Source organism: Pseudoflavonifractor sp. (assembly GCF_050943825.1).
Taxonomy (GTDB): Bacteria; Bacillota; Clostridia; order Oscillospirales; family Oscillospiraceae; genus Pseudoflavonifractor.
The window spans coordinates 372,810-398,856 of record NZ_JBMNPX010000001.1 but is presented as its reverse complement, the minus strand read 5'-3'; the positions used below and the strand labels follow the sequence as shown (position 1 = coordinate 398,856).

20 protein-coding genes and 1 other annotated feature are annotated in these 26,047 nt (G+C 62.5%); of the genes, 14 read left to right on the top strand and 6 right to left on the bottom strand.

Annotation, left to right across the window (positions count from 1 at the left end; translation table 11 throughout):
- Positions 1-61 precede the first annotated feature (61 nt).
- The 3 genes from ACOX7T_RS01830 (at position 62) to ACOX7T_RS01820 (ending at position 6,665) form a co-directional block, all read left to right on the top strand.
- Entirely contained in the window at positions 62-3,547 is a 3,486-nt protein-coding gene (locus tag ACOX7T_RS01830) for a DNA polymerase III subunit alpha (protein WP_433439311.1), read from the top strand.
- A gap of 46 nt (positions 3,548-3,593) precedes the next feature.
- The gene (gene cls, locus ACOX7T_RS01825) at positions 3,594-5,132 is read left to right on the top strand and encodes a cardiolipin synthase (protein ID WP_433439575.1); all 1,539 of its coding nucleotides are present in this window, start codon (positions 3,594-3,596) and stop codon (positions 5,130-5,132) included.
- Between the two features lie 69 nt (positions 5,133-5,201).
- Positions 5,202-6,665 (top strand): aldehyde dehydrogenase family protein, encoded by a 1,464-nt coding sequence (locus ACOX7T_RS01820; protein ID WP_433439309.1) that lies wholly within the window; start codon positions 5,202-5,204, stop codon positions 6,663-6,665.
- A gap of 64 nt (positions 6,666-6,729) precedes the next feature.
- Here the strand turns inward: ACOX7T_RS01820 and ACOX7T_RS01815 are convergent, their stop codons facing one another.
- Positions 6,730-8,055: a sodium-dependent transporter gene (locus ACOX7T_RS01815; protein WP_433439307.1), complete on the bottom strand. Its 1,326-nt coding sequence runs from the start codon at positions 8,053-8,055 to the stop codon at positions 6,730-6,732.
- A gap of 296 nt (positions 8,056-8,351) precedes the next feature.
- Between ACOX7T_RS01815 and ACOX7T_RS01810 the strand changes: the two genes are divergently transcribed.
- Positions 8,352-9,581: a helix-turn-helix transcriptional regulator gene (locus ACOX7T_RS01810; protein WP_433439305.1), complete on the top strand. Its 1,230-nt coding sequence runs from the start codon at positions 8,352-8,354 to the stop codon at positions 9,579-9,581.
- Positions 9,582-9,702: 121 nt separating this feature from the next.
- Positions 9,703-12,162: an ATP-dependent helicase gene (locus ACOX7T_RS01805; protein ID WP_433439303.1), complete on the top strand. Its 2,460-nt coding sequence runs from the start codon at positions 9,703-9,705 to the stop codon at positions 12,160-12,162.
- 77 nt (positions 12,163-12,239) lie between these two features.
- Here ACOX7T_RS01805 and ACOX7T_RS01800 read toward each other — a convergent pair whose 3' ends face one another.
- Positions 12,240-12,869, bottom strand: a complete 630-nt coding sequence (locus ACOX7T_RS01800) for an HAD family hydrolase (RefSeq protein ID WP_433439300.1) — start codon at positions 12,867-12,869, stop codon at positions 12,240-12,242.
- Between the two features lie 59 nt (positions 12,870-12,928).
- On the opposite strand from ACOX7T_RS01800, the gene ACOX7T_RS01795 reads away from it, so the two are divergent.
- The 4 genes from ACOX7T_RS01795 to ACOX7T_RS01780 all read left to right on the top strand — a co-directional run bounded on the left by ACOX7T_RS01795 (position 12,929) and on the right by ACOX7T_RS01780 (position 17,176).
- Positions 12,929-13,852 carry a DMT family transporter gene (locus tag ACOX7T_RS01795; RefSeq protein ID WP_433439297.1) on the top strand — a complete coding sequence of 308 codons (924 nt, stop codon included), beginning with the start codon at positions 12,929-12,931 and terminating at the stop codon, positions 13,850-13,852.
- A 499-nt stretch (positions 13,853-14,351) separates the two neighbouring features.
- Complete coding sequence (locus tag ACOX7T_RS01790; protein ID WP_433439295.1) at positions 14,352-15,386, top strand: ABC transporter substrate-binding protein; 1,035 nt, start codon at positions 14,352-14,354, stop codon at positions 15,384-15,386.
- Between the two features lie 40 nt (positions 15,387-15,426).
- Complete coding sequence (locus ACOX7T_RS01785) at positions 15,427-16,374, top strand: ABC transporter permease (RefSeq protein ID WP_433439293.1); 948 nt, start codon at positions 15,427-15,429, stop codon at positions 16,372-16,374.
- A 1-nt stretch (position 16,375) separates the two neighbouring features.
- Positions 16,376-17,176: an ABC transporter ATP-binding protein gene (locus ACOX7T_RS01780; RefSeq protein ID WP_006574012.1), complete on the top strand. Its 801-nt coding sequence runs from the start codon at positions 16,376-16,378 to the stop codon at positions 17,174-17,176.
- A 47-nt stretch (positions 17,177-17,223) separates the two neighbouring features.
- Here the strand turns inward: ACOX7T_RS01780 and ACOX7T_RS01775 are convergent, their stop codons facing one another.
- The 3 genes from ACOX7T_RS01775 to ACOX7T_RS01765 all read right to left on the bottom strand — a co-directional run bounded on the left by ACOX7T_RS01775 (position 17,224) and on the right by ACOX7T_RS01765 (position 19,168).
- Positions 17,224-18,339 carry an SLC13 family permease gene (locus ACOX7T_RS01775; RefSeq protein WP_433439291.1) on the bottom strand — a complete coding sequence of 372 codons (1,116 nt, stop codon included), beginning with the start codon at positions 18,337-18,339 and terminating at the stop codon, positions 17,224-17,226.
- 80 nt (positions 18,340-18,419) lie between these two features.
- Positions 18,420-18,668, bottom strand: coding sequence for a TIGR03905 family TSCPD domain-containing protein (locus ACOX7T_RS01770; RefSeq protein ID WP_433439288.1), 249 nt, complete (start codon positions 18,666-18,668; stop codon positions 18,420-18,422).
- 119 nt (positions 18,669-18,787) lie between these two features.
- Positions 18,788-19,168, bottom strand: coding sequence for a hypothetical protein (locus tag ACOX7T_RS01765; RefSeq protein ID WP_433439285.1), 381 nt, complete (start codon positions 19,166-19,168; stop codon positions 18,788-18,790).
- A 153-nt stretch (positions 19,169-19,321) separates the two neighbouring features.
- Positions 19,322-19,536, top strand: a binding site (T-box leader).
- Between the two features lie 69 nt (positions 19,537-19,605).
- On the opposite strand from ACOX7T_RS01765, the gene ACOX7T_RS01760 reads away from it, so the two are divergent.
- The 5 genes from ACOX7T_RS01760 to ACOX7T_RS01740 all read left to right on the top strand — a co-directional run bounded on the left by ACOX7T_RS01760 (position 19,606) and on the right by ACOX7T_RS01740 (position 25,653).
- Positions 19,606-22,296, top strand: coding sequence for a valine--tRNA ligase (locus ACOX7T_RS01760; RefSeq protein WP_433439282.1), 2,691 nt, complete (start codon positions 19,606-19,608; stop codon positions 22,294-22,296).
- A gap of 446 nt (positions 22,297-22,742) precedes the next feature.
- Positions 22,743-23,993 (top strand): hypothetical protein, encoded by a 1,251-nt coding sequence (locus ACOX7T_RS01755; protein WP_433439279.1) that lies wholly within the window; start codon positions 22,743-22,745, stop codon positions 23,991-23,993.
- A 128-nt stretch (positions 23,994-24,121) separates the two neighbouring features.
- Positions 24,122-24,427 (top strand): anti-sigma factor antagonist, encoded by a 306-nt coding sequence (locus ACOX7T_RS01750; protein ID WP_433439276.1) that lies wholly within the window; start codon positions 24,122-24,124, stop codon positions 24,425-24,427.
- A gap of 72 nt (positions 24,428-24,499) precedes the next feature.
- On the top strand, positions 24,500-24,946 hold the full coding sequence (spoIIAB, locus tag ACOX7T_RS01745; protein ID WP_433439274.1) for an anti-sigma F factor: 447 nt from the start codon (positions 24,500-24,502) through the stop codon (positions 24,944-24,946).
- A complete protein-coding gene (locus tag ACOX7T_RS01740; protein ID WP_433439271.1) occupies positions 24,946-25,653 on the top strand; it encodes a sigma-70 family RNA polymerase sigma factor in 708 nt (235 codons plus the stop codon). The genes spoIIAB and ACOX7T_RS01740 overlap by 1 nt, the downstream gene beginning before the upstream one ends.
- Here ACOX7T_RS01740 and ACOX7T_RS01735 read toward each other — a convergent pair.
- Positions 25,583-25,930 carry a hypothetical protein gene (locus tag ACOX7T_RS01735; RefSeq protein WP_433439268.1) on the bottom strand — a complete coding sequence of 116 codons (348 nt, stop codon included), beginning with the start codon at positions 25,928-25,930 and terminating at the stop codon, positions 25,583-25,585. The two genes, ACOX7T_RS01740 and ACOX7T_RS01735, sit on opposite strands and share 71 nt — an antisense overlap.
- Between the last annotated feature and the right edge of the window lie 117 nt (positions 25,931-26,047).

Here is a 26,047-nt window from a genome sequence, read left to right as displayed (position 1 = left end):
CGGGGCACGACAAGAAGACGGACAGACACAAGATAAGAGAAACGAAAAGGAGAAGTGCCTCATGAGCTTTGTTCACCTGCATGTCCATACCGAATTTAGCCTGCTGGACGGCGCCTGCCGTATCCCCGCCCTGGCCGCCCGGGTCAAGGAGCTGGGGCAGAGCGCGGTGGCCATCACCGACCACGGGGTGATGTACGGCGCAGTGGACTTTTACCGGGCCTGCAAGGCCGAGGGGGTCAAGCCTATCATCGGCTGCGAGGTGTATGTGGCGCCCCGGGGCATGACCGACCGGGTCCACGAGCTGGACGCCGAGGCCCGCCACCTGGTGCTCCTGTGCAAGAACGAGACCGGCTACCGCAACCTGTGCTATCTGGTGTCCCGGGCCTTTCTGGACGGATTCTACATCAAGCCCCGCATCGACAAGGAGCTCCTCTGGCAGCATACAGAGGGGCTGATCGCCATGTCCGCCTGCCTGGCAGGCGAGGTGCCCAGGCTCATCCTGGGTGGCAATTACGAGGGAGCCAAGCGGGCCGCGCTGGAGATGAAGGAGCACTTCGGTGAGGACTACTACCTGGAGATTCAGGACCACAACCTGCCTGAGGACGCCGAGGTGGTGCGGGGCATCATCCGCATCCACGAGGAGACGGGCATCCCCCTGGTGGCCACCAACGACGCCCACTACACCCGGCGGGAGGATGCCGCCATGCAGGACACCCTCATGTGTATCCAGATGGGGCGCACGGTGGACGACCCGGGCCGCATGAAGTTTGAGACCGAGGAGTTCTACATCAAGTCGGAGGAGGAGATGGCTGCACTGTTCCCCGACTGGCCGGAGGCCATTGAGAACACGGCCAAGGTGGCGGAGAAGTGCAATCTGGAGTTTGAGTTCGGCAAGTACCACCTGCCCGAGTTCAAGCTGCCCGAGGGCTGGACCGACCCCGACGCCTACTTTGAGCACCTGTGCTGGGAGGGCTTTGCCCGCCGCTACCCGGAGGGTAGCGAGAAGAACAGGGAGCAGCTGGAGTACGAGATGGGGGTCATCCGGCAGATGGGGTTTGTGGACTACTTCCTCATCGTGTCCGACTTCATCGGCTACGCCAAGAGCCACAACATCCCCGTGGGTCCTGGCCGCGGCTCCGCCGCCGGGTCCATGGTGTCCTACTGCATGAACATCACCGATGTGGACCCGGTGAAGTACGACCTGTTCTTCGAACGCTTCCTCAACCCGGAGCGGGTCACCATGCCCGATATTGACATTGACTTCTGCATCCGCCGCCGCCAGGAGGTCATCGAGTATGTCCAGCGGAAGTACGGCGAGGACCACGTGGCCCAGATTGTCACCTTTGGTACCATGGCCGCCCGGGGCGCCATCCGGGACGTAGGCCGGGCACTGAACATCCCCTACGCCGACGTGGATGCCGTGGCCAAGCAGGTGCCCAGCGGCCCCGGCGCGCTGCACATCACCCTGGACGAGTCCCTCAAGCTGTCCAAGCCCCTGCGGGACGCCTACGAGGGGGACGAGCGGATTCACAACCTCATCGACACCGCCAAGGCCATCGAGGGCATGCCCCGCCACGCCTCCACCCACGCCGCCGGCGTGGTCATCACCAAGCGGCCGGTGTACGAGTACGTCCCCCTGGCGAAAAACGACGAATCCGTGGTGACCCAGTACGTCATGACTACCCTGGAGGAGCTGGGCCTCTTAAAAATGGACTTCCTGGGCCTGCGGAACCTGACCGTGCTGGACGACGCGGTGCAGCTGGTGCGCCGCCGCATCCCCGACTTTGACCTCCATTCCATCCCCGACCACGACCCGGCGGTGTTCAAGATGCTCTCCGATGGCAAGACCTCCGGCGTGTTCCAGATGGAGTCGGCGGGCATGACCGGCGTGTGCGTGGGCCTGAAGCCCCAGAACATCGAGGACATCACCGCTATCATTGCCCTCTACCGCCCCGGCCCCATGGAATCCATTCCCCGGTTCATCGCCTGCAAGCAGAACCCGGACAAGGTCAAGTACAAGCACCCCATGCTGGAGCCTATCCTCAAAGTCACCTACGGCTGCATCGTCTACCAGGAGCAGGTCATCCGCATCTTCCAGGAGCTGGGCGGCTACTCCCTGGGCCAGGCCGACATGGTGCGCCGGGCCATCTCCAAAAAGAAGAAGGCCCAGATTGAGAAGGAGCGTCAGACCTTCATCTACGGCGACAGCGAGCGGGGCATTGAGGGCTGCATCGCCCGTGGCGTGCCCGAGCAGACCGGCAAGGACATCTACGACGAGATCTACGACTTCGCCAACTACGCCTTCAACAAGGCCCACGCCGTGTCCTACGCCATTGTGGCCTATCAGACCGCGTATTTTAAGTGCCATTACACGAGAGAATATATGGCAGCCCTCCTCACCTCCGTGCTGGACTCCAGCGAGAAGGTGGCCGAGTACATCGCCGAGTGCAAGGAGTGCGGCATCTCTCTGCTGCCCCCCGACATCAACGAGTCGGGAGCCAGCTTCACCGTCACCGGGGAGAATATTCGCTTCGGTCTGGCGGCGGTGAAGGGAGTGGGCTGGGGCTTCATCCAGTCCGTCCTGGACGAGCGGGAGCGGGGCGGCGCCTTCCAGTCCCTGTCCGACTTCTGCGCCCGCATGATGGACGCCGACCTGAACAAGCGGGTGCTGGAGAACCTCATCAAGTGCGGCGCCTTTGACAGCACCGGCGCACGCCGCTCCCAGCTGCTGAAGGTGTTCCCCCAGGTGGTGGACTCCATCGCCCAGACCAGGCGGAAGAACCTGGAGGGGCAGTTCGACCTGTTCGGCGGCGGCGGGGACCAGCCCCAGGCCGCTCCGGAGATGGAACTGCCCGATATCCCCGAGTTCTCCCGCCGGGAGCTGATGACCATGGAGAAGGAGACCACCGGCCTCTACCTCACCGGCCACCCCATGGACGAGTACCGGGAGACTGCCCGGCGGTACCACGCCGCCCCCATCGGAGCCATCCTGTCCGACTTCGCCAAGGAGGAAGGCAACATCGACTTCCAGGACGGGCAGAAGGTGAACATCGCCGGCGTCATCTCCTCGGCCAAGACCAAGACCACCCGGAACAACTCTCTCATGGCCTATGTCACTCTGGAGGACGACACCGGCTCCATGGAGCTGCTGGTGTTCTCCCGGGTGCTGGGAGAGAGCGGCAGCTACATCAAGGAGAACATGCCCGTGCTGGCCACGGGCCGCATCTCCGTCCGGGACGAGAAGGCCCCCCAGCTGATGGTGGACTCGGTGCGGCCCCTCCTTCAGGACGGAGCCGCGCCCGCAGAGGCGCCCGACGAGCCCAAAGGGAAGAAGCGGCAGAAGCTCTTTGTCCGTCTGCCCAGCGCCCACGACCCCCGCTGGCGGAAGATCCAGCTGATTCTGGAGCTCTTCCCCGGGGACGAGCCCTTCAAGGCCAAGTTTATGGACACCGAGCAGTGGGCGCCCACCATGCCCTGCGTGGTCCACCCCTCTCTGGTGAAGGAGCTGCGGGAGCTGCTGGGGGAGGAGAACGTGGTCATTCAGTAGGTGCCGTCACAGCGGGAAACAGAATGGAGGAAACACTACGGGATTTCTGAAAAAAGCAGCGTCCATCCTCTTCCACCGCACCGCCCTGGTGGGGCTCCTTCTGGTGCTCCAGGTGGTAATCCTGGCGGTGGTAATGGTGCAGTTTGCCAGCTACTTTATCTATTTTTATCTCTTCTGCGTGGTGGTCTCCATCCTGGTGGTGCTGTGGATTGTCAATGCCCGCACCGACCCAGGATATAAAATCGCGTGGATTGTGCCGATACTTCTGGCCCCTGTGTTCGGCGGACTGGTATACCTCCTCTCGGGCGGCAACCAGCTCTCCGTCCGAATGCGCCGGAAGATGGAGGGCATGGACCGCCGCCTGACTGAGGTGCTCAGCGACGAGTACAAAGCGGATATCCTGGAGGAGCAGTACGGCACCGATGCGGTCAATCAGTCCCACTACCTGGAGAGCTACGCCCACTGCCCCCTCTGCGTCAATACCGACGCCAAGTACTACCCCCTGGGGGACGACGTGCTCGCCGACATGCTGGAGGCCCTGCGGGGGGCGAAGCAGTATATCTTTCTGGAGTACTTCATCATCGACCGGGGCGTGTTCTGGGACTCCATCCTGGAGATTCTGGAGAAGAAGGCCAGGGCCGGGGTGGACGTGCGTGTCATCTACGACGACGTGGGCTGCCTCTACACCCTGCCCAAGAATTACTGGCGGGAACTGGAAGAGAAGGGCATCCGCTGCCGGGTGTTCAACCGGTTTATCCCTGTGCTGTCCGTGCGGCTGAATAACCGGGACCACCGGAAGTTCTGCATTGTGGACGGCCATACCGCCTTCACCGGCGGCATCAACCTGGCCGACGAGTATATCAACCAGCGAGAGCGGTACGGTCACTGGAAGGACAGCGCCATCCGGGTCACCGGCGAGGGAGCCTGGAGCATGACGGTCATGTTCCTCACCATGTGGGAGTATATCTGCGGCGGCGAGGAGGACTACAACAGCTACCGTCCCACCGCCCTGCCGCCCCTTCCCACAGACCGAAACCCGGGGTACGTCCAGCCCTACACCGACAGCCCCCTGGACGGGGAGCCGGTGGGTGAGACGGTGTATCTCAACCTCATCAGCAAGGCCCGGCGCTACGTGTATATCACCACGCCCTATCTCATCATCAGCGACAGCGTGAATACGGCACTGTGCAACGCCGCCAAGTCGGGCGTGGACGTGCGCATCATGACGCCCCACATTCCGGACAAGAAGATTATCTTTGAGGTCACCCGCGCCCACTACGAGCCTCTGCTGGAGACTGGGGTGCGGATTTATGAGTACACCCCCGGTTTTGTCCACGGAAAGAATTTCGCCGTAGACGATAAATACGCCACTGTGGGTTCCATCAACATGGACTACCGCAGCATGTTCCTCCACTTTGAGGACGGCGTCTGGCTGTGCGGTGCCCCCGCCGTGCTGGACGTGAAGCGGGACTTTCTGGACACCCTGGCCGTCTGTCAGGAGATCACTCTGGCCCAGTGCCGGGAGCGGTCCATGCTCCGGCGTCTGCTGCGGGCGGTGCTGCGTGTGTTTGCGCCCCTGATGTAACCTTTGCGGGCAGCTGCCCGCTCTGATACAGTACCACATACGGCGCTTATGCCGGGAAGGAGAGAGACGATGAGAGGACAACAGCCATACTTCAGAGAACACCTGCTCTATATCAACGGGGAATGGGTGCCCCAGACCGACGGCGAGGTGATGGAGGACCGGAATCCGGCCGACGGGTCTGTGATGGCCATGGTCCACATGGGCGGCCGACAGGACGCGGAGAAGGCTCTGGCGGCGGCCTATGCCGCCCGGGGTAAGTGGGCGGCCACAGCCCCCGATGTCCGGGAGCGGATACTGCTCCGGGCTGCCGACGAGATGGAGGCCAGAGCGGAGGGACTGACCCAGCTGATGATCGCGGAGAGCGGCTCCGCCCGGTACAAGGCCTGGGGCGAGGTCATGGGCAGCGCGGGCATCCTGCGGGTGGCTGCGGGAGAGTGCCGTCGGCTCCACGGCGAGGTGCTCCAGCCCGGCGGGCCGGGACAGATGTCCATGGCCGTCCGGTCGCCCCTGGGTGTGGTGCTGGGCATCACCCCCTTCAATTACCCCATGATTCTGGCCATAAAAAAGCTGGCCTACGCCCTGGCGGCAGGCAATACCTTCATCCTCAAGCCGTCCCCCCTCACGCCTGCCACCGGCCTGGCCATCGCGGGAGTCTTTGAGGCGGCGGGCCTGCCTGCCGGTGTGCTCAACGTGGTGCCCGGCCGCAGTGAGGTCATCGGCGATATGCTGGTGGACGACCCCCGTGTGCGGATGGTCACCTTTACCGGCTCCAGCGCTGTGGGGCGGTCCATCGCTGTCCGGGCGGCCCGTGACCTGAAAAAAGTGGCCATGGAGCTGGGCGGCAAGAATCCCCTCATCGTCCTGAAGGACTTTGACCCGGTTCAGGCGGCGGATATCGCGGCCTACGGCGCCTTCTGCCACCAGGGGCAGGTGTGCATGGCCACCTCCCGCATCATCGTGGAGGGGGACGGCTACCAGCCCTTCTGCGACGCCCTAGTCCGCCGGGCGGAGGGTCTGAAGGTGGGCGACCCCAGTGAGGAGGACACCATCATCGGTCCCCTCATCCAGCCGGAGAAGTGGAAGTTTATCGACGGGCAGATTGAGGACGCCCTGTCCAAGGGGGCAAAGCTCCTCACCGGCGGCCGCCATGAGGGGCCCTGGTACTGGCCCACAGTGATCGCCGGCGTGACCCCCGAGATGCGGATTTTCCACGAGGAGACCTTCGGCCCGGTGACGTCGGTGGTGCGGGCCAAGGACCCGGAGGAGGCCCTGGCGCTGTGCAACGACAACGAGTACGGCCTCTCCGCCGCCCTGCTGACCCACAACCTGGAGCTGGCCTGGTCCATGGGGCTGCGGATGGAGGCGGGCATGGTGCACATCAACGACACCACCTTCCTCAGTGGCACCACTGCCCCCTCCGGCGGCGTGAAATTCAGCGGCTTCGGCCGTGAGGGCGGCCGCTACTCCATGGAGGACTTTACCGAGCTCAAGTGGTTGACCATGCAGGTGGAGCCCAAGAAGATGCCCTTCTGAGTATCAGAACATACAAAAGCGCGCCCTGCGGGAACTCCCGCAGGGCGCGTTTTTGCTTTCCAGGTCAACCGATACCGCCGTAAATGATGCCGAAGATGACCACAGCGGCGGAGAGAATGACGTAGACGTATTTCGCAATAAAGTCGAAGGCCTTGCCGATGGGCTTGTCCCGTCCCAGCAGGAGCTCCTTCTTGATGGGGTCCAGGCCCAGCACCCAGTAGATGAACACAGCGCCCAGCACCGCGCCGAAGGGGGCCACATAGATGGTGATGAGGTCCAACCAGCTGCCCATGCCGGACAGGGATTCCAGGAACACGGACACGCCGAAGACCACCACGCCCACGATGGTGGTGGACAGCCACCGGGGCAGCTTCAGGTTGGACTCCAGGGCGGCGCCGCAGGCCTCGAGCATGTTCATCAGGGAGGTGATACCGGCGAAGAACACGGACACAAAGAACAGCAGGGCAAAGAGCTGTCCGCCGGGCATCAGCTGGAACACCTTGGGCAGGGTCACAAACATGAGGGAGGGGCCGGAGGCGGGCTCAATGCCGAAGGCGAACACTGCCGGGATGATGGCAAAGCCGGCCAGCAGGGCGGCCATGGTGTCCAGCAGGGCGGTCACCACCGAGTGATGGATGATATCCTCCGACTTCTTCATGTAGCTGCCGTAGATGAGCATACCGGCGCCGTTGATGGACAGGGAGAAGAAGGCCTGTCCCATGGCCATAATCCAGGTCTCGGGATTGAGCAGGTAGCTCCAGTCCGGCTTGAGCAGGTAGAGGTACCCGTCCACCGCGCCGGGGAGGAAGGCCACCCGCACGGCGATGATGAGGAAGAGCACAAAGAAGGCGGGCATCATGAACTTGCTGATCTTCTCGATGCCGGAGGAGACTCCCAGCACCAGAATGAGCACGGTAAGGGCCACAGCGATGAGGTGCCAGGGCACGGAGCCGAAGTCCACCGCCAGGGCGTCAAAGAAGGCGGCGGAGTCCCCAGACAGGACGGAGCCGGTCACCGACCCGGCAATATACCGCAGCACCCAGCCCACCACCACCGAATAGCCGATGGCGATGCCCAGCACGCCCAGCAGGGGCATGATGCCGATGATTTTTCCGCCCCGCCTGCCCCGGGTCTTGAGGGCGTAGTCAAAGGAGCCGATGGTACCTGTACCGGTGAGGCGGCCCAGGGCGAATTCGCCGGACAGTCCGGCATAGCTGAACAGGGCGACAAAGATGAAGTAGGGGATGAGAAACGCGCCGCCCCCGTACTGGCCAACCCGGTAGGGAAAGAGCCAGATGTTGCCCATGCCGACGGCGGAGCCCACAGCAGCCAGAATAAAGCCGGCGGAGCTGCGGAATTTTCCGCTGTGGGCGGAATGGTGATGCGCCATGCGTAGTACCTCCAGTAAAAAATACCGCCTGGCAGGCAGCTTGTTTGGTCTGCCGTCCCGGCGGAGACTAATGCTCTTTAAAGTGCAAAAGTCAGCCTTAATAGTATACATGCTTTTGATGGAAAACACAAGCAGAAGAAAAGAATGGTGTGTACAGGCGATATATGGTATGCTGAAGGCGGGAATTTTAGTGAAAAACACCGGATGGAAGCTCCGGTTGACAAAAGGGAAAGCATATTTGGTGGACGGCGGGAGAGAAAACCGGGTATGCTGGAGGCGGAAGGAGGGAGTGGACCATGACACTGGGACAGCGGATTGCCGCCCTGAGAAAAGAAAAAGGCCTCTCACAGGAGGGGCTGGGGGAGCTGGTGGGGGTGTCCCGCCAGGCCGTCAGCAAGTGGGAGGCGGACAAGACCGTGCCCGACGTGAACAACTGCATCGCCATGAGCCGGGTCTTCGGCATCTCCCTGGCCGGCCTGCTGGAGGTGGAGGAGCCCCTGGGCGATGGGGCGGAGCGCACCGGCGGCGAACAGCTCAGCGAGGAGCAGCTGGCCATGGTGGAGGCGGTGGTGACCCGCTATCTGGAGCAGCGGAAGCGGCGTATCCGGCCCGGTCCGCTGATTTTGGGCGGTATTCTGGTGCTGACGGTGGTACTGCTGCCTGCATGGGAGTGGCTCACCCAGCTGGAACGGAGAATGTCAAGCATAAGCCAGGAGATGGAGGAACTGGAGTGGAAGATCGTCTCCGGCGTGGGGGACAAGGTCACAGCCACCCTGGAGGCGGAGAGCAGCCTGGTCACGGACTGGAACTGTATCCTGTCGGCAGTGGATCCGGCGGCCAATACCGCCGCCTATGACATCGCCGTCACCATGAAAGAGGTGGGGGAGGATACGACTGTGTCCTTCCTGGCCCGCAGCGGCGGGGAGCAGGTCACAGTCACCGGAGCGAGAGAGGAGCAGGTCTTTACCGCCCAATTGATTTGCCCCCTCAGTGATGATATCCAGATCTATCTGGTGGCAGAGACCGCAGGTGTGAGCCGCACCCAGCAGCTCTATACCGTCATGAGGCTGGCGGAGCGATACTCCGTGCGCCTGGGCGGTACGGTAACCAGCACCTGGCTGTCAGAGAACGGCCTGACTGAAGATGCGTCAGTGATGGCGAATGTGACGGTGGACTGCAGCGATTCCTACGGCGTGGGCACCAGGCCTGAGGTGGTCCGGCTGGAGGTGGGCGTGCTCGTGGGGGAGAAGCTGGTGAAAACCATACCGGTGGACACAGAGGAAGGCGGAATCGTGGTGGAGCCCAACTGGAGCCTGTCCACCTATGTCAATGTGCCGCTGGGAGACGTGTCCGCCAAGGCGGGGGACACCCTGGCCATCGTGCTGTTCAGCGAGGACAACGTAGGCCGCCGGACCTCCCATATCCTGGGTTACTACCGGATTGGGGAGGAGGGCGCGGCAGAGCCTGATCTGCTGAAGATCAGCGAGCTGGATGATGGTACATGGGGCCTGGAGGCGTGGGAGTAGCGCGAAAAAAGACCGCCGCCATGCCTTGACCTGACCGCCATTTTCCGATAAAATAGAACACACAAAACTGGCGGAAGCCGTCCACACCGTGGACGGCTTCCGTATTGCCGAGGAGAAGAACATGCTGAATCGAGAAGAAGAACTGCGCTTCTGCAAGGCCCGCAGAGCCGCCATAGAGCTGGATTATCAGAATCTGAACCCCGAGCAGCGTAAGGCCGCGCTGGCCACCGAGGGCCCCCTGCTGCTGCTGGCGGGTGCGGGCAGCGGCAAGACCACCGTACTCATCCACCGCATCGCCAACCTGATGAAGTACGGCCGGGGCTCCGACTGCGATGAGGTGCCCGAGTGGGTTACCGCCGAGGACCTGGCCTTCCTGGAGGGCTACGTGGCCCATCCCGACCCGGAGAAGAAGGCGGAGCAGGAGCGGCTGTGCCGGGTGGACCCGGCGGTGCCCTGGTCCATCATCGCCATCACCTTCACCAATAAGGCCGCCGGGGAGCTGAAGGAGCGGCTGGAGAGGATGCTGGGCCCCTCGGCAAACGACATCTGGGCCTCCACCTTCCACTCCGCCTGCGTGCGCATCCTCCGGCGGGATATCGACCGGCTGGGCTTCTCCAAGTCCTTCACCATCTATGACACCGCCGACGCCGAGCGGGTCATCAAGGACATCATCAAGGACTTCAACCTGGACGACAAGGCCTTCCCTGCCAAGAGCATCGTGGGCTACATCTCCCGGGCCAAGGACGCCATGAAGCTGGGGGCGGACTACCTGGCCGAGTGCGAGAAGTCCGGGGACTACCGACTCATCAAGATTGCCAAGGTGTACGTGGAGTACGAGAAGCGGCTGCGTGACGCCAACGCCCTGGACTTTGACGACATCATCCTCCATACCGTCCGACTGCTCAAGGAGTTTGACGAGGTGCGGGAGTACTACCAGCGGAAGTTCCGCTATGTGCTCATCGACGAGTACCAGGACACCAACAACCTCCAGTACCTGCTCTCCTCCACTCTGGCGGGCGGGTATGAGAACATCTGCGTGGTGGGCGACGACGACCAGTCCATCTACCGCTTCCGGGGCGCCACCATTGAGAACATCCTCTCCTTCGAGAAGCAGTACAAGGGCGCCCGGGTCATCCGCCTGGAGCAGAACTACCGTTCTACCAAGAACATCCTGGAGGCCTCCAACGCGGTCATCCGCAACAACGAGGGCCGCAAGGGCAAGGAGCTGTGGACCGACCACGGCGAGGGCGACAAGGTCCAGTGTTACACCGCCATGAACGAACACGACGAGGCCCAGTATGTGGCGGCCCAGATTCTGGGCAGCTTTTCCGCCGGACGGCACTGGAAGGACCACGCTGTCCTCTACCGGATGAACGCCCAGTCCAACCAGATCGAGCAGGCCTTCAAGCGCAACGGCGTGCCCTACCGCATCATCGGCGGCATCCGCTTCTTCGACCGGGCCGAGGTCAAGGACATGCTGGCCTATCTGTGCGTCATCAACAACCCCGGCGACGATCTGCGTCTCCAGCGCATCATCAACAACCCGCCCCGGGGCATCGGTGCCACCACCATCGAGCGGGCTCAGAACATCGCCGCCCAGGAGGGCCGTTCCCTGTGGGAGATCATCTCCAACGCCCGGGGCTACCCCGAGCTGCAGAAGGCGGCGGCCAAGCTGGCCTCCTTCACCGACATGATTGCCGAGCTGCGCAAGCTCTCCGGCGAGATGGAGCTGCCCGCCTTCTATGAGGAGCTGGTGGCCCGCACCGGATACGCCGTCATGCTGGAGCAGAAGAACACCATTGAGGACCGCACCCGGCTGGAGAACGTGCAGGAGCTGCTGACCTCCATCAACGGCTACCTGGAGAACGCGGTGGAGCCCAGCCTGTCCGGCTTCCTGGATGAAATCGCCCTGTACACCGACCTGGACAGCCACGACCCGGAGGAGGACTGCGTGGTCATGATGACCATGCACTCGGCCAAGGGCCTGGAGTTCCCGGTGGTCTTTGTGGTGGGCGTGGAAGAGGGCATCTTCCCCGGCATCCGGGCCATCGGCGAGGCCGAGGAGATGGAGGAGGAGCGCCGCCTGTGCTACGTGGCCATGACCCGGGCCAAGGAAAAGCTGTACATGACCTGCGCATCTCAGCGTATGCTCTTCGGCCGGACCAACAACAACCGGCCCTCCCGTTTCCTGGGTGAAATCCCGGAGGAGTATGTGGAGAAGTCGGGCCGCCTGCCCCGCAGCGAGCGGACGGAGGAGCACCAGGACGGGGAGCAGCCCAAGAAGAAGGCGCCCGCCTGGCGCAAGCCCGCCGAGCGCGGATACTCCCTGGGCGGCGGCTACACCACCTACCCCAAGGGCACGGCAGTGGAGCCCAAGATTGGCGGCGGTGCTGCCAAGTCCGCCGCCGGGCTGGCCGACTTCCGTAAGGGCGATATGGTCCAGCACAAGGCATTCGGCAAGGGCATGGTGGTCAACCTGATGCCCATGGGCGGCGATGCCCTTATCGAGATTGCCTTTGACAACGTGGGCACCAAAAAGCTGATGCTCAAGTCGGCCTCCCAGCACATGACCAAGCTGTAAAGAACGCAAAAAGGCGCGCACCCCATGTAAAGGGTGCGCGCCATACAGTGACTGGAACAAAAGGGATGGAGAGAAAATCAGGCCAGAAGCTCTGTAAAGCTGTAAACATAACAGTCGCAGAGCCGGCGCATTTTCTCCTCGTGGGCGGCGTAGAAGCGGTCGTAGACCCCTACCACCGTCAGACCGGCGATTTTGGCCGCTTCACAGGCACCGGGGGAGTCCTCGTACATGGTGCAGGCGCTGCCCGGAACCCCCAGCTGCTCTAGGGCCAGCCGGAAGGATTCGGGGTTGCGCTTCTCCAGCCCCATCTCCTGGACATAGATAACCCGGGAAAAGTATTTGGTCAGGCCGTGGCGGTCCAGAGCCGCCCGGCACAGCTCAGGCACGCAGGCGGTAAAGAGTGCCATGGGCGTCCCCTCAGCGGCGCACTGGGCTAGATACTCCGCCGCACCCGGCTTCAGGGGCACCTGGTGCTCATAGGCGTCCCGGGCCATGGAGAGCCACTCGTCCATGATGGCCTGAGGCTCCATGTCCAGGTGATAGTATTCCCGGGTGAACTGGGCGGCGATAGGGAAGATGGAGTGGCCCACCGTCTCGCAGTACTCCCGGGTGGGGGTCAGCCCGCGGCGCTGGAGAAAGCGGACGTCGATCTCCTCCCAGACGCCGTTGGAGTCCACCAGCGTGCCGTCAAAATCAAAGAGTTTCATAGAGACCTCCAAAGTGAGATTCCCATCTATATTACCACAATCAAAGGAGCAGGACAACCGTGCAGGAACAGAACAGGGAACGGGCACTGGCCCGGTTTGCAACACCTCTTATTATTCTGGCTACCATCATCTGGGGCAGCTCGTTCGTGGTCATGAAGAGCAGCGTGGACGTGCTACCCACCTTCTGGCTGCTGGCCATCCGATTCACAGCCTCGGCCATTGTGCTGGCGCTGGTGTTCTGGAAACGGTGGAAGATAGCAGATAAGCAGTATTTCATCGGCGGCGGCATCATGGGCTTTTTCCTCTTCCTGGCGTACACCTTCCAGACCTTCGGCCTGGAGGGTACAACAGCGGGCAAGAACGCCTTTCTCACTGCTGTCTACTGCGTCATCGTCCCCTTCCTGTATTGGATGGTATCCCATCAGCGGCCCGACCGGTACAATATCATCGCGGCCGTGCTGTGCATCGCGGGCATCGGCCTGGTATCGGTCACCGGCGATAACGCCGCGGCTATCAGCGTGGGCGATGGCCTGACCCTGGTGGGCGGCTTTTTCTTCGCGGCCCACATCGTGGCAGTGTCCCGCTTCTCCAGAGGACGGGATGTGTTTCTCCTCACTGCCATTCAGTTCGGCTCCTTCGCCCTGTTCTCCTGGCTGGGGGTGCTGGTGACCCGGCCCGCCCTGCCTGTGGAGGCCATGGACGGCAGCTTACTGCTCTCCCTGGCTTACCTGGTGATCTTCGCCTCCTGTGGGGCCCTGCTGTTCCAGAACATCGGCCAGAAGTACACTGCCCCCGCCACGGCGGCGGTGCTCCTGTCCCTGGAGGCCCCCTTCGGCGTGGTGTTCTCCATGATCTTTGCCGATGAGCGCCCCACGGCCCTGATGATGCTGGGCTTTGCCCTCATCTTTGTGGCGGTCATCTGCTCGGAGACCAAGTTCTCCTTCCTCCGTCGGGAGAGAGGGAAGAAGGTCCACGCGGAATAACTTTACATGCCCCGGCGGAACACCTCCGCCGGGGCATCCTGCTTTGAAGACGAAAAAAGAGCAGACAGGGGGTTGACAAATGTCCGCTTCCTGCGTATAATGCATTACAACAAAGCAATAAAGCAGAGAAACCTATGACGGAGAGTAGTAGCCGCTGCGGCTGATGCAAAGCGATTCCCGGGCAGTGTGAGCGGGATCTGAGGCGGGCGCGTGAATGGACTCCGGAGGGCGGCTTGAACGGGGCAACCCAAGTAGATGCCGACGGGCTCCCACCCGTTACCCATCGGGCGCGCATGATGGTGCGCGAAGCGAGCGGACGCGCAAGCGTCAATTTGGGTGGTATCGCAGAAGCAGAAGCTTTTGTCCCATGTGGGGACAGAAGCTTTTTTTGTTTCTCAAATCAAGGCCGCTTGGCAGACGGCCCCTCCATCAACCATCCAAACACATTACAGTCCACCGGGGCAGAGACCGCCGGGGACGAGAATTTGGAGGAACTACCATGAAGAAGCTGAATCTGAAGTCCATCGCCGCCCTGACCGCCGCAACCGCCATGACCCTCTCCCTCACCGCCTGCACGCAGTCGACCGGCGGCGACACCGGCGGAGCGGAGAACACCCAGCAGCAGTCCGGCGACACCACCTATAACGTGGCTGTGGTCAAGCAGATGGACCACGCCTCCCTGGACGAGATCGCCAACGCCATCACCGCCCGGCTGGACGAGATTGCCGCCGAGCAGGGCGTGACCATCAACTACCAGGTGTCCTCCGGCCAGAACGACCAGAGCGTGCTGCGGCAGCTGGGTGACCAGACTGTTGCCGACGGCGTGGACGTCATCATCCCCATCGCCACCACCGCCGCCCAGGTCATGGCCGTGTGCGCCGAGGAGACCCAGACCCCGGTGGTCTTCGCCGCCATCTCCTATCCTGAGACAGCCGACCTGACCGGCATCGACTATGTCACCGGCACCAGCGACGCCCTGGACACCAACCTGATTCTGGACATGATGCTGGCCCAGAACCCGGACGTGGACAAGGTTGGCCTGCTCTACTCCCTGTCCGAGCCCAACTCCCAGGTGCCCATCGCCGAGGCCAAAGCGTATCTGGACGGCAAGGGCATCGCCTATGAGGAGGCCACCGCCAACACCAACGACGAGGTCATCACCGCCGCCAGCACCCTTATCGCCGACGGCGTGGACGCGGTGTTCACCCCCACCGACAATGTGATTATGTCCGCCGAGCTGGCTATCTATGAGGACTTTATCGAGGCCGGCATCCCCCACTACACCGGCGCCGACTCCTTTGTCCGCAACGGCGCCTTCGCCACCTGCGGCGTGAACTACACCGACCTGGGCGCTCAGACTGCCGACCTGGCCTACAAGGCCATCACCGAGGGCATGGACGCCATGGAGGAGTGCTACCAGGTCTCCGGCGGCATCATCACCGTCAACTCCGAGACCGCTGAGGCCATGGGCATTGACTACTCCGTGTTCGACAGCATGGGCCAGGTCACCACGGTCACCACCACCCAGGACTAAATTAATCTCACACAGGCTGTCCCCCGGCTGAGGCTGGGGGATGGCCTTGCCTTTGGAAAGGAGCGGATTCCCCGTGCTCTACGTTGCGCAAACGGCCCTGGAGCTGGGCTTTCAGTATGCCCTGGTGGCCATGGCCCTGTTCCTCAGCTACCGGGTGCTGGATATCGCCGATATGACCACCGACGGCTGCTTTGTGCTGGGCTGTGCCGTGTCGGTCACCCTCACCGCCGCCGGCCACCCCTTCCTGGCCATCCCCGCCGCCATGCTGGCAGGTGCCTGCGCCGGATTTGTCACCGCCTTCCTCCAGACCAAGCTGGGGGTGCCCTCCATCCTGGCGGGCATCATCACCAACACGGGCCTGTACACCATCAACCTGATGGCCATGGGCTGGAAGGCCAACCAGAGCCTGCTCAAGCAGGACACCATCTTCACCCTCTTCCGCTCCACCGGCATCGGCGGCGACTGGTACGCCATCATCCTCTCCGGCGGCATCACGGTACTCATGGGTGTGCTGCTGGTGCTCTTCCTGAACACCCGGCTGGGCCTGTCCATCCGGGCCACAGGAGACAACCGGGACATGGTGCGGGCCTCCTCCATCAACCCCACCTTTACCATCACCACGGGGCTGTGCCTGGCCAACGCCCTCACCGGCCTGTCCGGCGCGGTGGTGGGTCAGGCCCAGAAGACCGCCGACATCAACGGCGGCACCGGCATCGTGGTCATCGGTCTGGCCTGCCTCATCATCGGTGAGACCATCGTGGGCCGTGGTGCCATGTTCCGCGGGGCAATTGCCGTGATTCTGGGCAGCATTCTCTACCGTTTTATCTATGCCATCGTGCTCTATACCAAGGTGGTGCCCGTCGACTGCCTCAAGCTGGTCACCGCCATCGTGGTGGCCCTGGCCATCGCCATGCCCTCTCTGAAGCAGTGGGCCGCCCTTCAGAACAGAAAGCGCCGTGCCATGGCGGCAAGAAAGGGGGCGCGCTGACATGCTGGAGCTGAACAACCTGTCCAAGACCTTCAACCCGGGCACCGTCAACGAGAAGAAGGCCCTGAACAACCTGTCCCTGAAGCTGGAGCCGGGTGACTTTGCCGCCATTGTGGGCTCCAACGGCGCCGGCAAGTCCACCATGTTCAACGCCATCGCCGGCGACTTCTTCCCCGACGAGGGGTACATCACCCTGGACGGGAAGGACATCACCTATCTGCCCGGCTACCGCCGCAGCCGGGAGCTGGGCCGCCTGTTCCAGGACCCCATGCGGGGCACCGCGCCCCACATGACCATTGAGGAGAACATGGCCCTGGCCTACCTGCGGGCGGGCAAGAGCCAGCGGGCCTATTTCAGCCGTGTGAGCCGGAAGGATAAAGAGCTGTTCCGGGAGCAGCTCTCCCGGCTGGACATGGGGCTGGAGGACCGGATGAAGCAGCCGGTTGGCCTGCTCTCGGGCGGCCAGCGCCAGGCCCTCACCCTGCTGATGGCCACCATGGTGCCCCCCAAGCTGCTGCTGCTGGACGAGCACACCGCAGCCCTTGACCCGGCCACGGCGGAGAAGGTGCTCCGCCTGACCCGGGAGATTGTGGAGCGGGACCACCTGACCTGCCTGATGATCACCCACAACATGCACCAGGCCCTGGAACTGGGCAACCGGACCCTGATGATGGATTCCGGCCGCATTGTACTGGACGTGAAGGGGGAGGAGCGCAAAGGCATGACCGTGGACGACCTGCTCCGCCGCTTCCGGGAGAACGTGGGCAAGGGTCTGGACAACGACCGCATCCTGCTCTCCTGAACAAGTACATAAAAAACGGCTCACACCGGAGTGTGAGCCGTTTTTTGTTACAGCAGGAAGAACAGGGACACGGCAATCAGAATTACCAGTCCCACCAGATTGGCCAGGGTGAACACACCCAGATAGCGCAGGGGCTTGGCGCCGGGGGACTTGAGGTACAGCCGGAAGGAGATGAGGCTGGCCAGGGAGGCGATGAGGGTGCCCAGGCCGCCTACGTCGGTACCCAGCAGCAGACCCTTCCAGTCCTCGGTGAAGCCGGAGAGGAGCACCGCCGCGGGCACGTTGCTGATGATCTGGCTGGCGCACAGGGAGGTGAGGAAGGTGTTCTCCGCCATGACGGCGGAGAGGAAGTCCTTCACCGCCGGGATATTGCCGATGTTGCCGGCGAAGATGAAGAAGCAGACAAAGGTGAAGAGCAGTCCGTAGTCCACACGGGGGAAGAGGTGCCGGGCGAAGAGGAGCAGGCACACCACCACGATGGCCAGCAACACGGCATAGTGGAGCACGTGGAACACGGACAGCAGGCACAGCAGGAAGAGAACCACCATCAGCCACAGCTGCTGGGGCCGCCGGATAGTCTGCTTCTCGGGGAAGCGGACCTCAATGCCCTCCGGCTTGACGCACAGGGCGGCCACGGACAGGCCCACCAGGCTTACCAGGGTCAGGGGCGCCATGACGGCGAAGAACTCCCCGGCGGGGATGCCGAAGGCGGAGTAGAGGTACAGGTTCTGGGGGTTGCCCACCGGGGTGGCCATGCTGCCCAGATTGGCCGCCAGAGTCTGGAGTACCACCAGGTAGAGGGCACGCTCCAGCCGTCCCACCAGTCCCAGCACCAGCAGGGTGAAGGGGACAAAGGTGATAAGGGCCACGTCGTTGGTGATGAGCATGGAGACGAAGAAGGGGAGGAGCACCAGCACCAGGGAGATGAAGCGCATCCGCTTCTTGCCGGTGAGCAGCTTCTGGGCCAGCACGGCGAAAAGGCCGCAGTCCTGGAGTCCTGCCACCACCGCCATCAGGCAGAACAGCAGCGCCAGCACCCGGAAGTCGATGTATCCCAGGTAAGCCGCCGAAGGCGGGACGAAAATCATGGAAACCAGGGCGCACAGCAGGGCGATGCAGCCCACGGCCTCTCGCTTGACAAAGGAAATAATGGATGAAGCCATAGACAATCTCTCCTCACGGAAAGCGGCCCCACCGGCGCAAAGGCCGTTGGGACCGCTCTTTGGTTATGTACTGTGGCCGGTCAGGCGTTGACGGCCTGCTTGAGGGCCTGGGCCAGCTGGTCGGGGCAGGAGGTGGCTTTGTGACCGCAGCGGATGCCCTCCAGCTTGGAGATGGCGTCGGTGACCTTCATGCCCTCCACCAGACGGGAGATGCCCTGGAGGTTGCCGTCGCAGCCGTTGAAAATCTTTACGGACTGAATCGTGTCGTCCTCCACGTCGATTACCATCCGGGTGGAGCAGACGCCTCTGGTTCTGTAATCAATGGTCATGAAAAAATGCCTCCGCATGCAGCCCCTGAGTGGGGCTCAAAATATCGGGAGATATTATACAGGACCAGACGGAAAAACGCAACAGCTGAATGGAACTTTTTGGGGAAGTGGGTCGGGAATTATTCGCCATACACAATCAGGCAGGTGACGCCGCTGCCGTTGAGATACACGTCCTGGCAGCCCCCCAGGACCCCTGCTGTAAAAAAGCTGACGTCCCACATGTCGGCCTCGCTGTCATAGCGGCAGGTGACGGAGTCGTAGGAGATGGTACACTCCGATGTGGCCCGCTGAACGGCCTCCTCCGCGCTGCTGACTGCAAGGGGAGAGGTGTTTTGAAAACCGTCCCGCAGGACGCCTGGAGCGTTTTCACCATAGGTGTCCTGCACCTCGGCGTAGGAGAAGGAGGGAATTTCGGCGGACGGCGCAGCGGCGTCCTGTCCGCAGCCGGCCGGCAGCAGGGTCAGCGCCAGTGCCAGACCCAACAGAGCAGATTTTTTCATCCTGTCAGCCTCCGTTCCTGTGGCGTTGTGTACCTTTTAGACGCAGGAACGCCGGAGAAGTTCCGGGTATTTCCGGCGGCGAAAAAGCAGGGAAAACCATCTGTTCTCCTTGACAATGTTTTGAAAAATGAATATACTAGAGAGCGTTCATAGTAAAAAGCCGCGAAGGGAAGGAGTACGCATTTTCCAGGGTGCAGAGAGGAGCCGGTTGGTGCAAGGCTCTCCGTTGGGAATGCGGAAGGTGGTCCCGGAGCTCCGCTCCTGAAGCAAGTAGGGGGCGGCGGGTTCTCCCGTTACCGAGACAATGAGTGTTCTCCCACGGGAGAAAATTCAGGTGGTACCACGGACTGCATCGGTTCGTCCTGAGCAAAACGCTTGGGGCGGACTTTTTTGTTGCGCAAAAAAGTTGTTTGCCCCGAAAAGGAGTGTCAGAAAGAATGAAGAAAGAACTTCCCAAGGTTTACGAACCCCAGGAGGTAGAAGGCCGCGTCTACGAGATGTGGGAGAAGAACGGCTGCTTTGAGGGCCACCGTGACCCCGATAAGAAGCCCTTCACCATCGTCATGCCGCCCCCCAACGTCACCGGCCAGCTCCACATGGGCCACGCCATGGACTCCACCCTCCAGGACATCCTCATCCGCTTCAAGCGGATGGAGGGATACGCCGCCCTGTGGGTTCCCGGCACCGACCACGCCGGCATCGCCACCCAGATCAAGGTGGAGGAGGAGCTGCGCAAGAACGAGGGTCTGACCCGCTATGACCTGGGCCGGGACAAGTTCCTGGAGCGGGTGTGGGACTGGAAGCACAAGTATGGCGACCGCATCGTCCAGCAGCAGAAGAAGCTGGGCGCCTCCTGCGACTGGAGCCGGGCCCGGTTCACCATGGACGAGGGCCTGTCCAACGCCGTGCGCCACGTGTTCGTCTCCCTCTATAAGAAGGGCCTCATCTACAAGGGCAGCCGCATCATCAACTGGTGCCCCCACTGCGTCACCGCCCTGTCCGACGCCGAGGTGGAGTACAAGGACAAGCCCGGCAACCTGTGGCACCTGAAGTACCCCATCAAGGGCGAGGAGGGCCGCTATGTTATCGTGGCCACCACCCGTCCCGAGACCATGATGGGCGACACCGGCGTGGCCGTCAACCCCAACGACGACCGCTACAAGGACCTCATCGGCAAGACCTGCGTCCTGCCCCTCATGGACCGTGAGATTCCCATCGTGGCCGACGAGTATGTGGACATGGAGTTCGGCACCGGCTGCGTGAAGATGACCCCTGCCCACGACCCCAACGACTTCGAGGTGGGCCTGCGGCACAACCTGGAGTCCATCCGTGTGCTGGACGACGAGGGCAAGGTCAACGCCAACGGCGGCAAGTACGAGGGCATGGACCGCTACGAGGCCCGCAAGGCCGTTGTGGCCGACCTGGAGGCCCTTGGCCTGCTGGAGAAGGTGGAGCCCCACGCCCACAACGTGGGCACCTGCTACCGCTGCGGCACCGACGTGGAGCCCATCATTTCCGCCCAGTGGTTCGTGAAGATGGGCCCCCTGGCTGAGGAGGCCCTGCGGGTGGTCAACGACGGGGAGGTCAAGTTCGTCCCCGACCGCTTCTCCAAGACCTACACCAACTGGATGGAGAACGTCCACGACTGGTGTATCTCCCGCCAGCTGTGGTGGGGCCACCGCATCCCCGCCTGGACCTGCGAGGAGTGCGGCCACATCACCGTCAGCGAGACCGACCCCACCGAGTGCGAGCACTGCCACTCCAAGCACATCAAGCAGGAGGACGACGTGCTGGACACCTGGTTCTCCTCCGCCCTGTGGCCCTTCTCTACCCTGGGCTGGCCCGATGAGAACAGCGAGGACTACAAGTACTTCTATCCCACCGACGTGCTGGTCACCGGCTACGACATCATCTTCTTCTGGGTGGCCCGCATGATCCTCTCCGCCTGCGAGCACACCGGCAAGCCCCCCTTCCACACCGTGTTCATCCACGGCCTGGTCCGGGACGACAAGGGCCGCAAGATGTCCAAGAGCCTGGGCAACGGCATCGACCCCCTGGAGATCGCCGAGAAGTACGGCGCCGACGCCCTGCGCTTCAACCTGGTTACCGGCAACTCTCCCGGAAACGACATGCGCTTCTACACCGAGCGGTGTGAGGCCATGCGCAACTTCGCCAACAAGATCTGGAACGCCAGCCGCTTCCTGATGATGAACCTGACCATCGACAAGTGCGAGCTGCCCGAGAAGCTGGAGATGGAGGACCGCTGGATTCTCTCCAAGCTCAACAGCCTGATCCCCGAGATGACGGAGAACATGGACAAGTATGAGCTGGGCGTGGCGGCGCAGAAGATCTACGACTTCATCTGGGACTCCTACTGCGACTGGTATATTGAGCTGACCAAGGCCCGCCTCCAGGGCGACGACGAGGAGGCCAAGGTCAACGCCCAGAAGGTGCTCTGCTATGTGCTGACCCAGATTCTCAAGCTGCTGCACCCCTTCATGCCCTTCATCACCGAGGAGATCTGGCAGGCCCTGCCCCACGTCGAAGTGTCCGGTGGACACTTCGATGGAGAACAAGCGAAGCAACCTCATAAATCGGGCGACTACCTGATGCTCCAGAAGTGGCCGGAGCACAGCGTGGAGCTGGACTTCCCCGACGAGGAGCGGGCCATGGAGATGATCATGGACGCCATCGGCGCTATTCGTACCCGCCGCTCCGAGATGAACGTGCCCCCCAGCAAGAAGGCCCACGTCACCGTGGCCACCCTGCACCGGGACGTGTTCGAGCTGGGCATCCCCTTCCTCAAGCGCCTGGGCTACGCCAGTGATGTGACTATCACCGGCGTCACCGATGCTGACCAGGACACCAAGGGCATGGTCACCGTCATCACCCATGCCGCCCGTATCTCCATTCCTCTGGCCGAGCTGGTGGACATGGAGAAGGAGAAGGCCCGCATGGAGAAGGAGCTCAAGAAGAACCAGGCTGAGCTGGACAAGCTGGACACCAAGCTGAACAATCCCGGCTTTGTGAACAAGGCCCCTGCCAACGTGGTGGAGGCCGAGCGGGAGCGGGCCGTCAAGCTCCGTGAGCTGGTGGCCAAGCTTCAGGAAGAGCTCTCCAATATGTAATGCCAACCCCATAAGACCCTTGCCGCCGGAGACGTGAGTTGTCTCCGGCGGTATTTTTATCGCTTGCCGAAGGCAAACGATAAAAACGTCCATAAGGCGCGCTCCGCCGCGCCTTGGACGAGAAATCTCAGCGCGCGGGCGCTGTGCGCCCGCATGCGCAAAAAACAGCGCCAAGCGCTGTTTTTTCATCTGTATGCAGAAAAATATTTATTTTGTTCCAAACGGGCGAAAAAGCGAGAACGAGGGACTTCCCTGGGGCAGAATAGGCTTTGCGGTACCTCACGCCCAAAAAAGTTTACAAATTAGCGTTGATAGAAGCAGGGAAAAAAGGTATGATAACATACCATATAGCAGGGTATGTGTTTTTGCGCTCTTTGGGGCTGTGAAAATATGAAAAGTTGGATACACTGTAACCAGAAAATCAACCGCTGTGGGGAGGGTTCGGCATGAGAAAGCGGGCCGCTTTGCTTACCATATTGCTGCTTGTGCTGCTGGCCGGATGCCGGACACAGCCGGCGGGAGAGACAGGACAGCCTGAGCCGCCGGAGAGCGCAAAGCCTGCCGGCACGCCGGAGCAGACGGCCTCCCCCATGCCCACAGAGGAGCCGGAGGAGACCTCTTCCGTTGAGGAGACAGCCTCTCCCGCGCCCACGGAGAGCCAGCCGCCTGCCGAGACCGGTACGCCGGACTGCCGCGCCCTGGCAGAGGAGCTGTGGGACAAGTATCCCGACAGCCTGTCCAACGGCCAGTGGTATGCCATGGACCGCAGCTACTGGTTTGCCGACTATGTCCCCGGCGAGCCGGTGGACGACCAGGGGGAGGGGACGGACAGTTCTCCGCTCTCCCAGCCTGACGTCTATTTTTATGAGGACACCACCGGAGCTATGGCCCCCGAGGACGTGGCAGCTGAGCTGGTGAACGTGATGCTCCAGTCCGCCGACCCGGAGGGGGAATGGACAGTGGCCACCCAGTCCCTGCTGGACCGGGACGGGCTGTTGGACCTGTGTGCAGACCACATGGCGGCCTATGGCGGCGGCTGGGAGGACCAGAACCGGCTGAAGAGCTGGTTTGATACCTGGGCCGCCGGAATTCCCGGCATCGGGGCGGATATGTGGGTTCTCCACCCCAGCTACACCGGCTCCACCGTAGCCCAGGAGAGCAGCGGCTGGTTTGTCATCATGCGGGAGGGGAATGTGTACCGCATGCAGCGGGACGACGCCTTCGGCGAGTATGTCCGCCAGCCCGAGGTGGAGGTCCGGATTCAGTTCACCCGGGCGCTGGAGGCCTGGGGCTGGTTCAACGGCGCACCCCCGGAGACAACTGCCGACGCCAAGACAGCGGAGGACGGCAGCACCTGGTATCCGGTGAAGGACAGCCGGTTCTCCACGGTGCTGGATCTGCGGATGTACCTGAAGGGCATCTTCTCCGACGAGATTGCGGAGGAGCTGCTGGGCCTGGGGCTGTACCGGGACGTGGACGGCGTGCTCTGCTGTGCCCAGAACAGCAGCACTACCCCCACACTCACCGACGCCCGGGTTCAGGTGGTGCGGGAGAGCGACGTGAAGATCATCTGCAGTCTGGAGGGCGCCCTGACCTGGTCCGACGGCTCCCGCCCGGCACAGGCCATATCCGCCTCCTTCCCCTACGAAAAGGTGGGGGAGAAGTGGCTGTTTACGGATTTCTCGTGGCCTGGATAGGAAATTCGACGGAAAGCGCGGCTCATATGAATTATAATCGCCATATACCAGAAAATGGTATATGGCGATTTTTTTCTGTCCCGCTTTGGGAACGGACGGATATTTTCAACGCACAGGAGGGACAAGCTATGTCAGTGACCTGTACCGGGGAGGACCGGAATCTGCGGCTGACCGTGTCTGGGGAGGTGGACCACCACGGCGCCCGGGCTGTCATGCAGGAGCTGGACCGACAGGTGGACGCGGGGCTGCCTCGACGACTCACCCTGGATTTGAGCGGCGTGACCTTTATGGACAGCTCAGGTATCGCGGTGCTGCTGCGGGCCTACCGCCGGATGGCGGAGCTGGGGGGCGCCCTGACGGTGGCCAACGTGCCGCCTCAGGCCCTCAAGGTGCTGCGGGCGGCAGGGCTGGAGCGGATCATCCGCTTTGAATAGGGAACGGACCGCCGGAGCGCCTCAGGCGCTCCGGCGGCGGGGAACCACCCAATACGGAAGGAGTCTTTACATATGAAACCAATCAACGAGGCGGCCATTTCCTTTCTCAGCCGCTCCGCCAACGAGGGCTTTGCCCGCACCACGGCGGCCTGCTTTGCCGCCCAGCTGGACCCCACCCTGGACGAGGTCAACGACATTAAGACCGCCGTCAGTGAGGCGGTGACCAACGCCATTGTCCACGCCTACCCGGACCGGCTGGGCAAGGTGGCACTGCGTCTGCGGCTGTTTGAGGACGGGGTACTGGAGATTGTGGTGAAGGACTGGGGCGTGGGCATCGAGGACGTGGAGAAGGCCCAGCAGCCCCTGTACACCACCGGCAACGAGGAGCGCTCCGGCATGGGCTTTACCATCATGGAGAGCTTCATGGACGCCCTGCGGGTGCGCTCCACCCCGGGGAAGGGCACCACCGTCACCATGAGGCGCCGGATTTCCCGCCGGTACAGCGGCGGCCTGCGCTGATGGCGGCGGACACCCTGTCCCTGCTGGAGGCTGCCCGCCAGGGGGACAACGACGCCTGTGCCCGGATGATGGAGGAGAACAGCGGCCTCATCTGGAGCATCGTCCGCCGGTACTACGGCCGGGGCGTGGACCCGGAGGACCTGTACCAGCTGGGGTGCATGGGTTTTCTCAAGGCGGTGCGGGGCTTTGACCCGGCCTTTGGCTGCCAGTTCTCCACCTATGCCGTACCCAAAATTGCCGGGGAAATCCGCCGTTTTCTCCGGGACGACGGCGCGGTGAAGGTGAGCCGAGGTTTGAAGGAACGGGCGGGGAGCATCCGCACCGCACGGGACCGGCTTCAGGCCGATTTGGGCCGGGAGCCCACTCTCAGCGAGCTGGCCGAGGAGACCGGCCTGGAGCCGGAGGAGATTGCCGCCGCCGAGGAGGCCAACGCGCCGGTAGCCTCCCTCCAGATGGAGACGGGGGAGGGCTTTACCCTGGAGAGCGTGCTGGGCACCGAGGGCATGGAGGAGGGCATTGTGGAGCGGGAGGCCCTGCGTTCGGCGGTGAGCAGCCTGCCCGACCGGGAGCGGCAGGTGATCGTCCTGCGCTACTTCCGGGGGCTGACCCAGGACAGGACGGCCAGAATCATGGGGGTCAGTCAGGTTCAGATCTCCCGGGTGGAGAAGAAGGCCATGGAGTATCTCCGCCGCAGACTGGAGGAATAGGGGGCATATCCCTGGGCAGACAGTCCAACCCGCCCAGCTCCAGACCCATCTGGAGCCCGGTCAGAAAGAGCTGTTCTCCCTCCATGTCGGAGACAGCCAGACAGGCATCCAGAATTTGCAGCACCCGGGCGCACAGCGCGTCCGGGTGCTCTTTTCGGAATTGGGCCCGGAGAGCTTCTGCCTCCGCTGTCATGGCCCGATACTCCGGGTCACCGGAGAGCGCCCGGCGGCACAGCGTCCGGGCGGTATTCTGCATCAGTTCCACGGTGGGGGTCATATACATCCCTCCGATATAGCTTATGGCTATATTAACGCGAATCGTACAAAAAGTCAATAGCTGAAAGCTATGAGTGCAAAGGGTATTGCTGTGAGCTATAATAAGAAGGCGAGGTGA

Bases quoted from the DNA above. Each gene is read 5' to 3' on its own strand.
- ACOX7T_RS01830 (WP_433439311.1), top strand. From the start codon at position 62: ATGAGCTTTGTTCACCTGCATGTCCATACCGAATTTAGCCTGCTGGAC.
- ACOX7T_RS01820 (WP_433439309.1), top strand. From the start codon at position 5,202: ATGAGAGGACAACAGCCATACTTCAGAGAACACCTGCTCTATATCAAC.
- ACOX7T_RS01815 (WP_433439307.1), bottom strand. From the start codon at position 8,055: ATGGCGCATCACCATTCCGCCCACAGCGGAAAATTCCGCAGCTCCGCC.
- ACOX7T_RS01810 (WP_433439305.1), top strand. From the start codon at position 8,352: ATGACACTGGGACAGCGGATTGCCGCCCTGAGAAAAGAAAAAGGCCTC.
- ACOX7T_RS01805 (WP_433439303.1), top strand. From the start codon at position 9,703: ATGCTGAATCGAGAAGAAGAACTGCGCTTCTGCAAGGCCCGCAGAGCC.
- ACOX7T_RS01800 (WP_433439300.1), bottom strand. From the start codon at position 12,869: ATGAAACTCTTTGATTTTGACGGCACGCTGGTGGACTCCAACGGCGTC.
- ACOX7T_RS01790 (WP_433439295.1), top strand. From the start codon at position 14,352: ATGAAGAAGCTGAATCTGAAGTCCATCGCCGCCCTGACCGCCGCAACC.
- ACOX7T_RS01785 (WP_433439293.1), top strand. From the start codon at position 15,427: ATGGCCTTGCCTTTGGAAAGGAGCGGATTCCCCGTGCTCTACGTTGCG.
- ACOX7T_RS01780 (WP_006574012.1), top strand. From the start codon at position 16,376: ATGCTGGAGCTGAACAACCTGTCCAAGACCTTCAACCCGGGCACCGTC.
- ACOX7T_RS01775 (WP_433439291.1), bottom strand. From the start codon at position 18,339: ATGGCTTCATCCATTATTTCCTTTGTCAAGCGAGAGGCCGTGGGCTGC.
- ACOX7T_RS01770 (WP_433439288.1), bottom strand. From the start codon at position 18,668: ATGACCATTGATTACAGAACCAGAGGCGTCTGCTCCACCCGGATGGTA.
- ACOX7T_RS01765 (WP_433439285.1), bottom strand. From the start codon at position 19,168: ATGAAAAAATCTGCTCTGTTGGGTCTGGCACTGGCGCTGACCCTGCTG.
- ACOX7T_RS01760 (WP_433439282.1), top strand. From the start codon at position 19,606: ATGAAGAAAGAACTTCCCAAGGTTTACGAACCCCAGGAGGTAGAAGGC.
- ACOX7T_RS01755 (WP_433439279.1), top strand. From the start codon at position 22,743: ATGAGAAAGCGGGCCGCTTTGCTTACCATATTGCTGCTTGTGCTGCTG.
- ACOX7T_RS01750 (WP_433439276.1), top strand. From the start codon at position 24,122: ATGTCAGTGACCTGTACCGGGGAGGACCGGAATCTGCGGCTGACCGTG.
- spoIIAB (WP_433439274.1), top strand. From the start codon at position 24,500: ATGAAACCAATCAACGAGGCGGCCATTTCCTTTCTCAGCCGCTCCGCC.
- ACOX7T_RS01740 (WP_433439271.1), top strand. From the start codon at position 24,946: ATGGCGGCGGACACCCTGTCCCTGCTGGAGGCTGCCCGCCAGGGGGAC.
- ACOX7T_RS01735 (WP_433439268.1), bottom strand. From the start codon at position 25,930: ATGACCCCCACCGTGGAACTGATGCAGAATACCGCCCGGACGCTGTGC.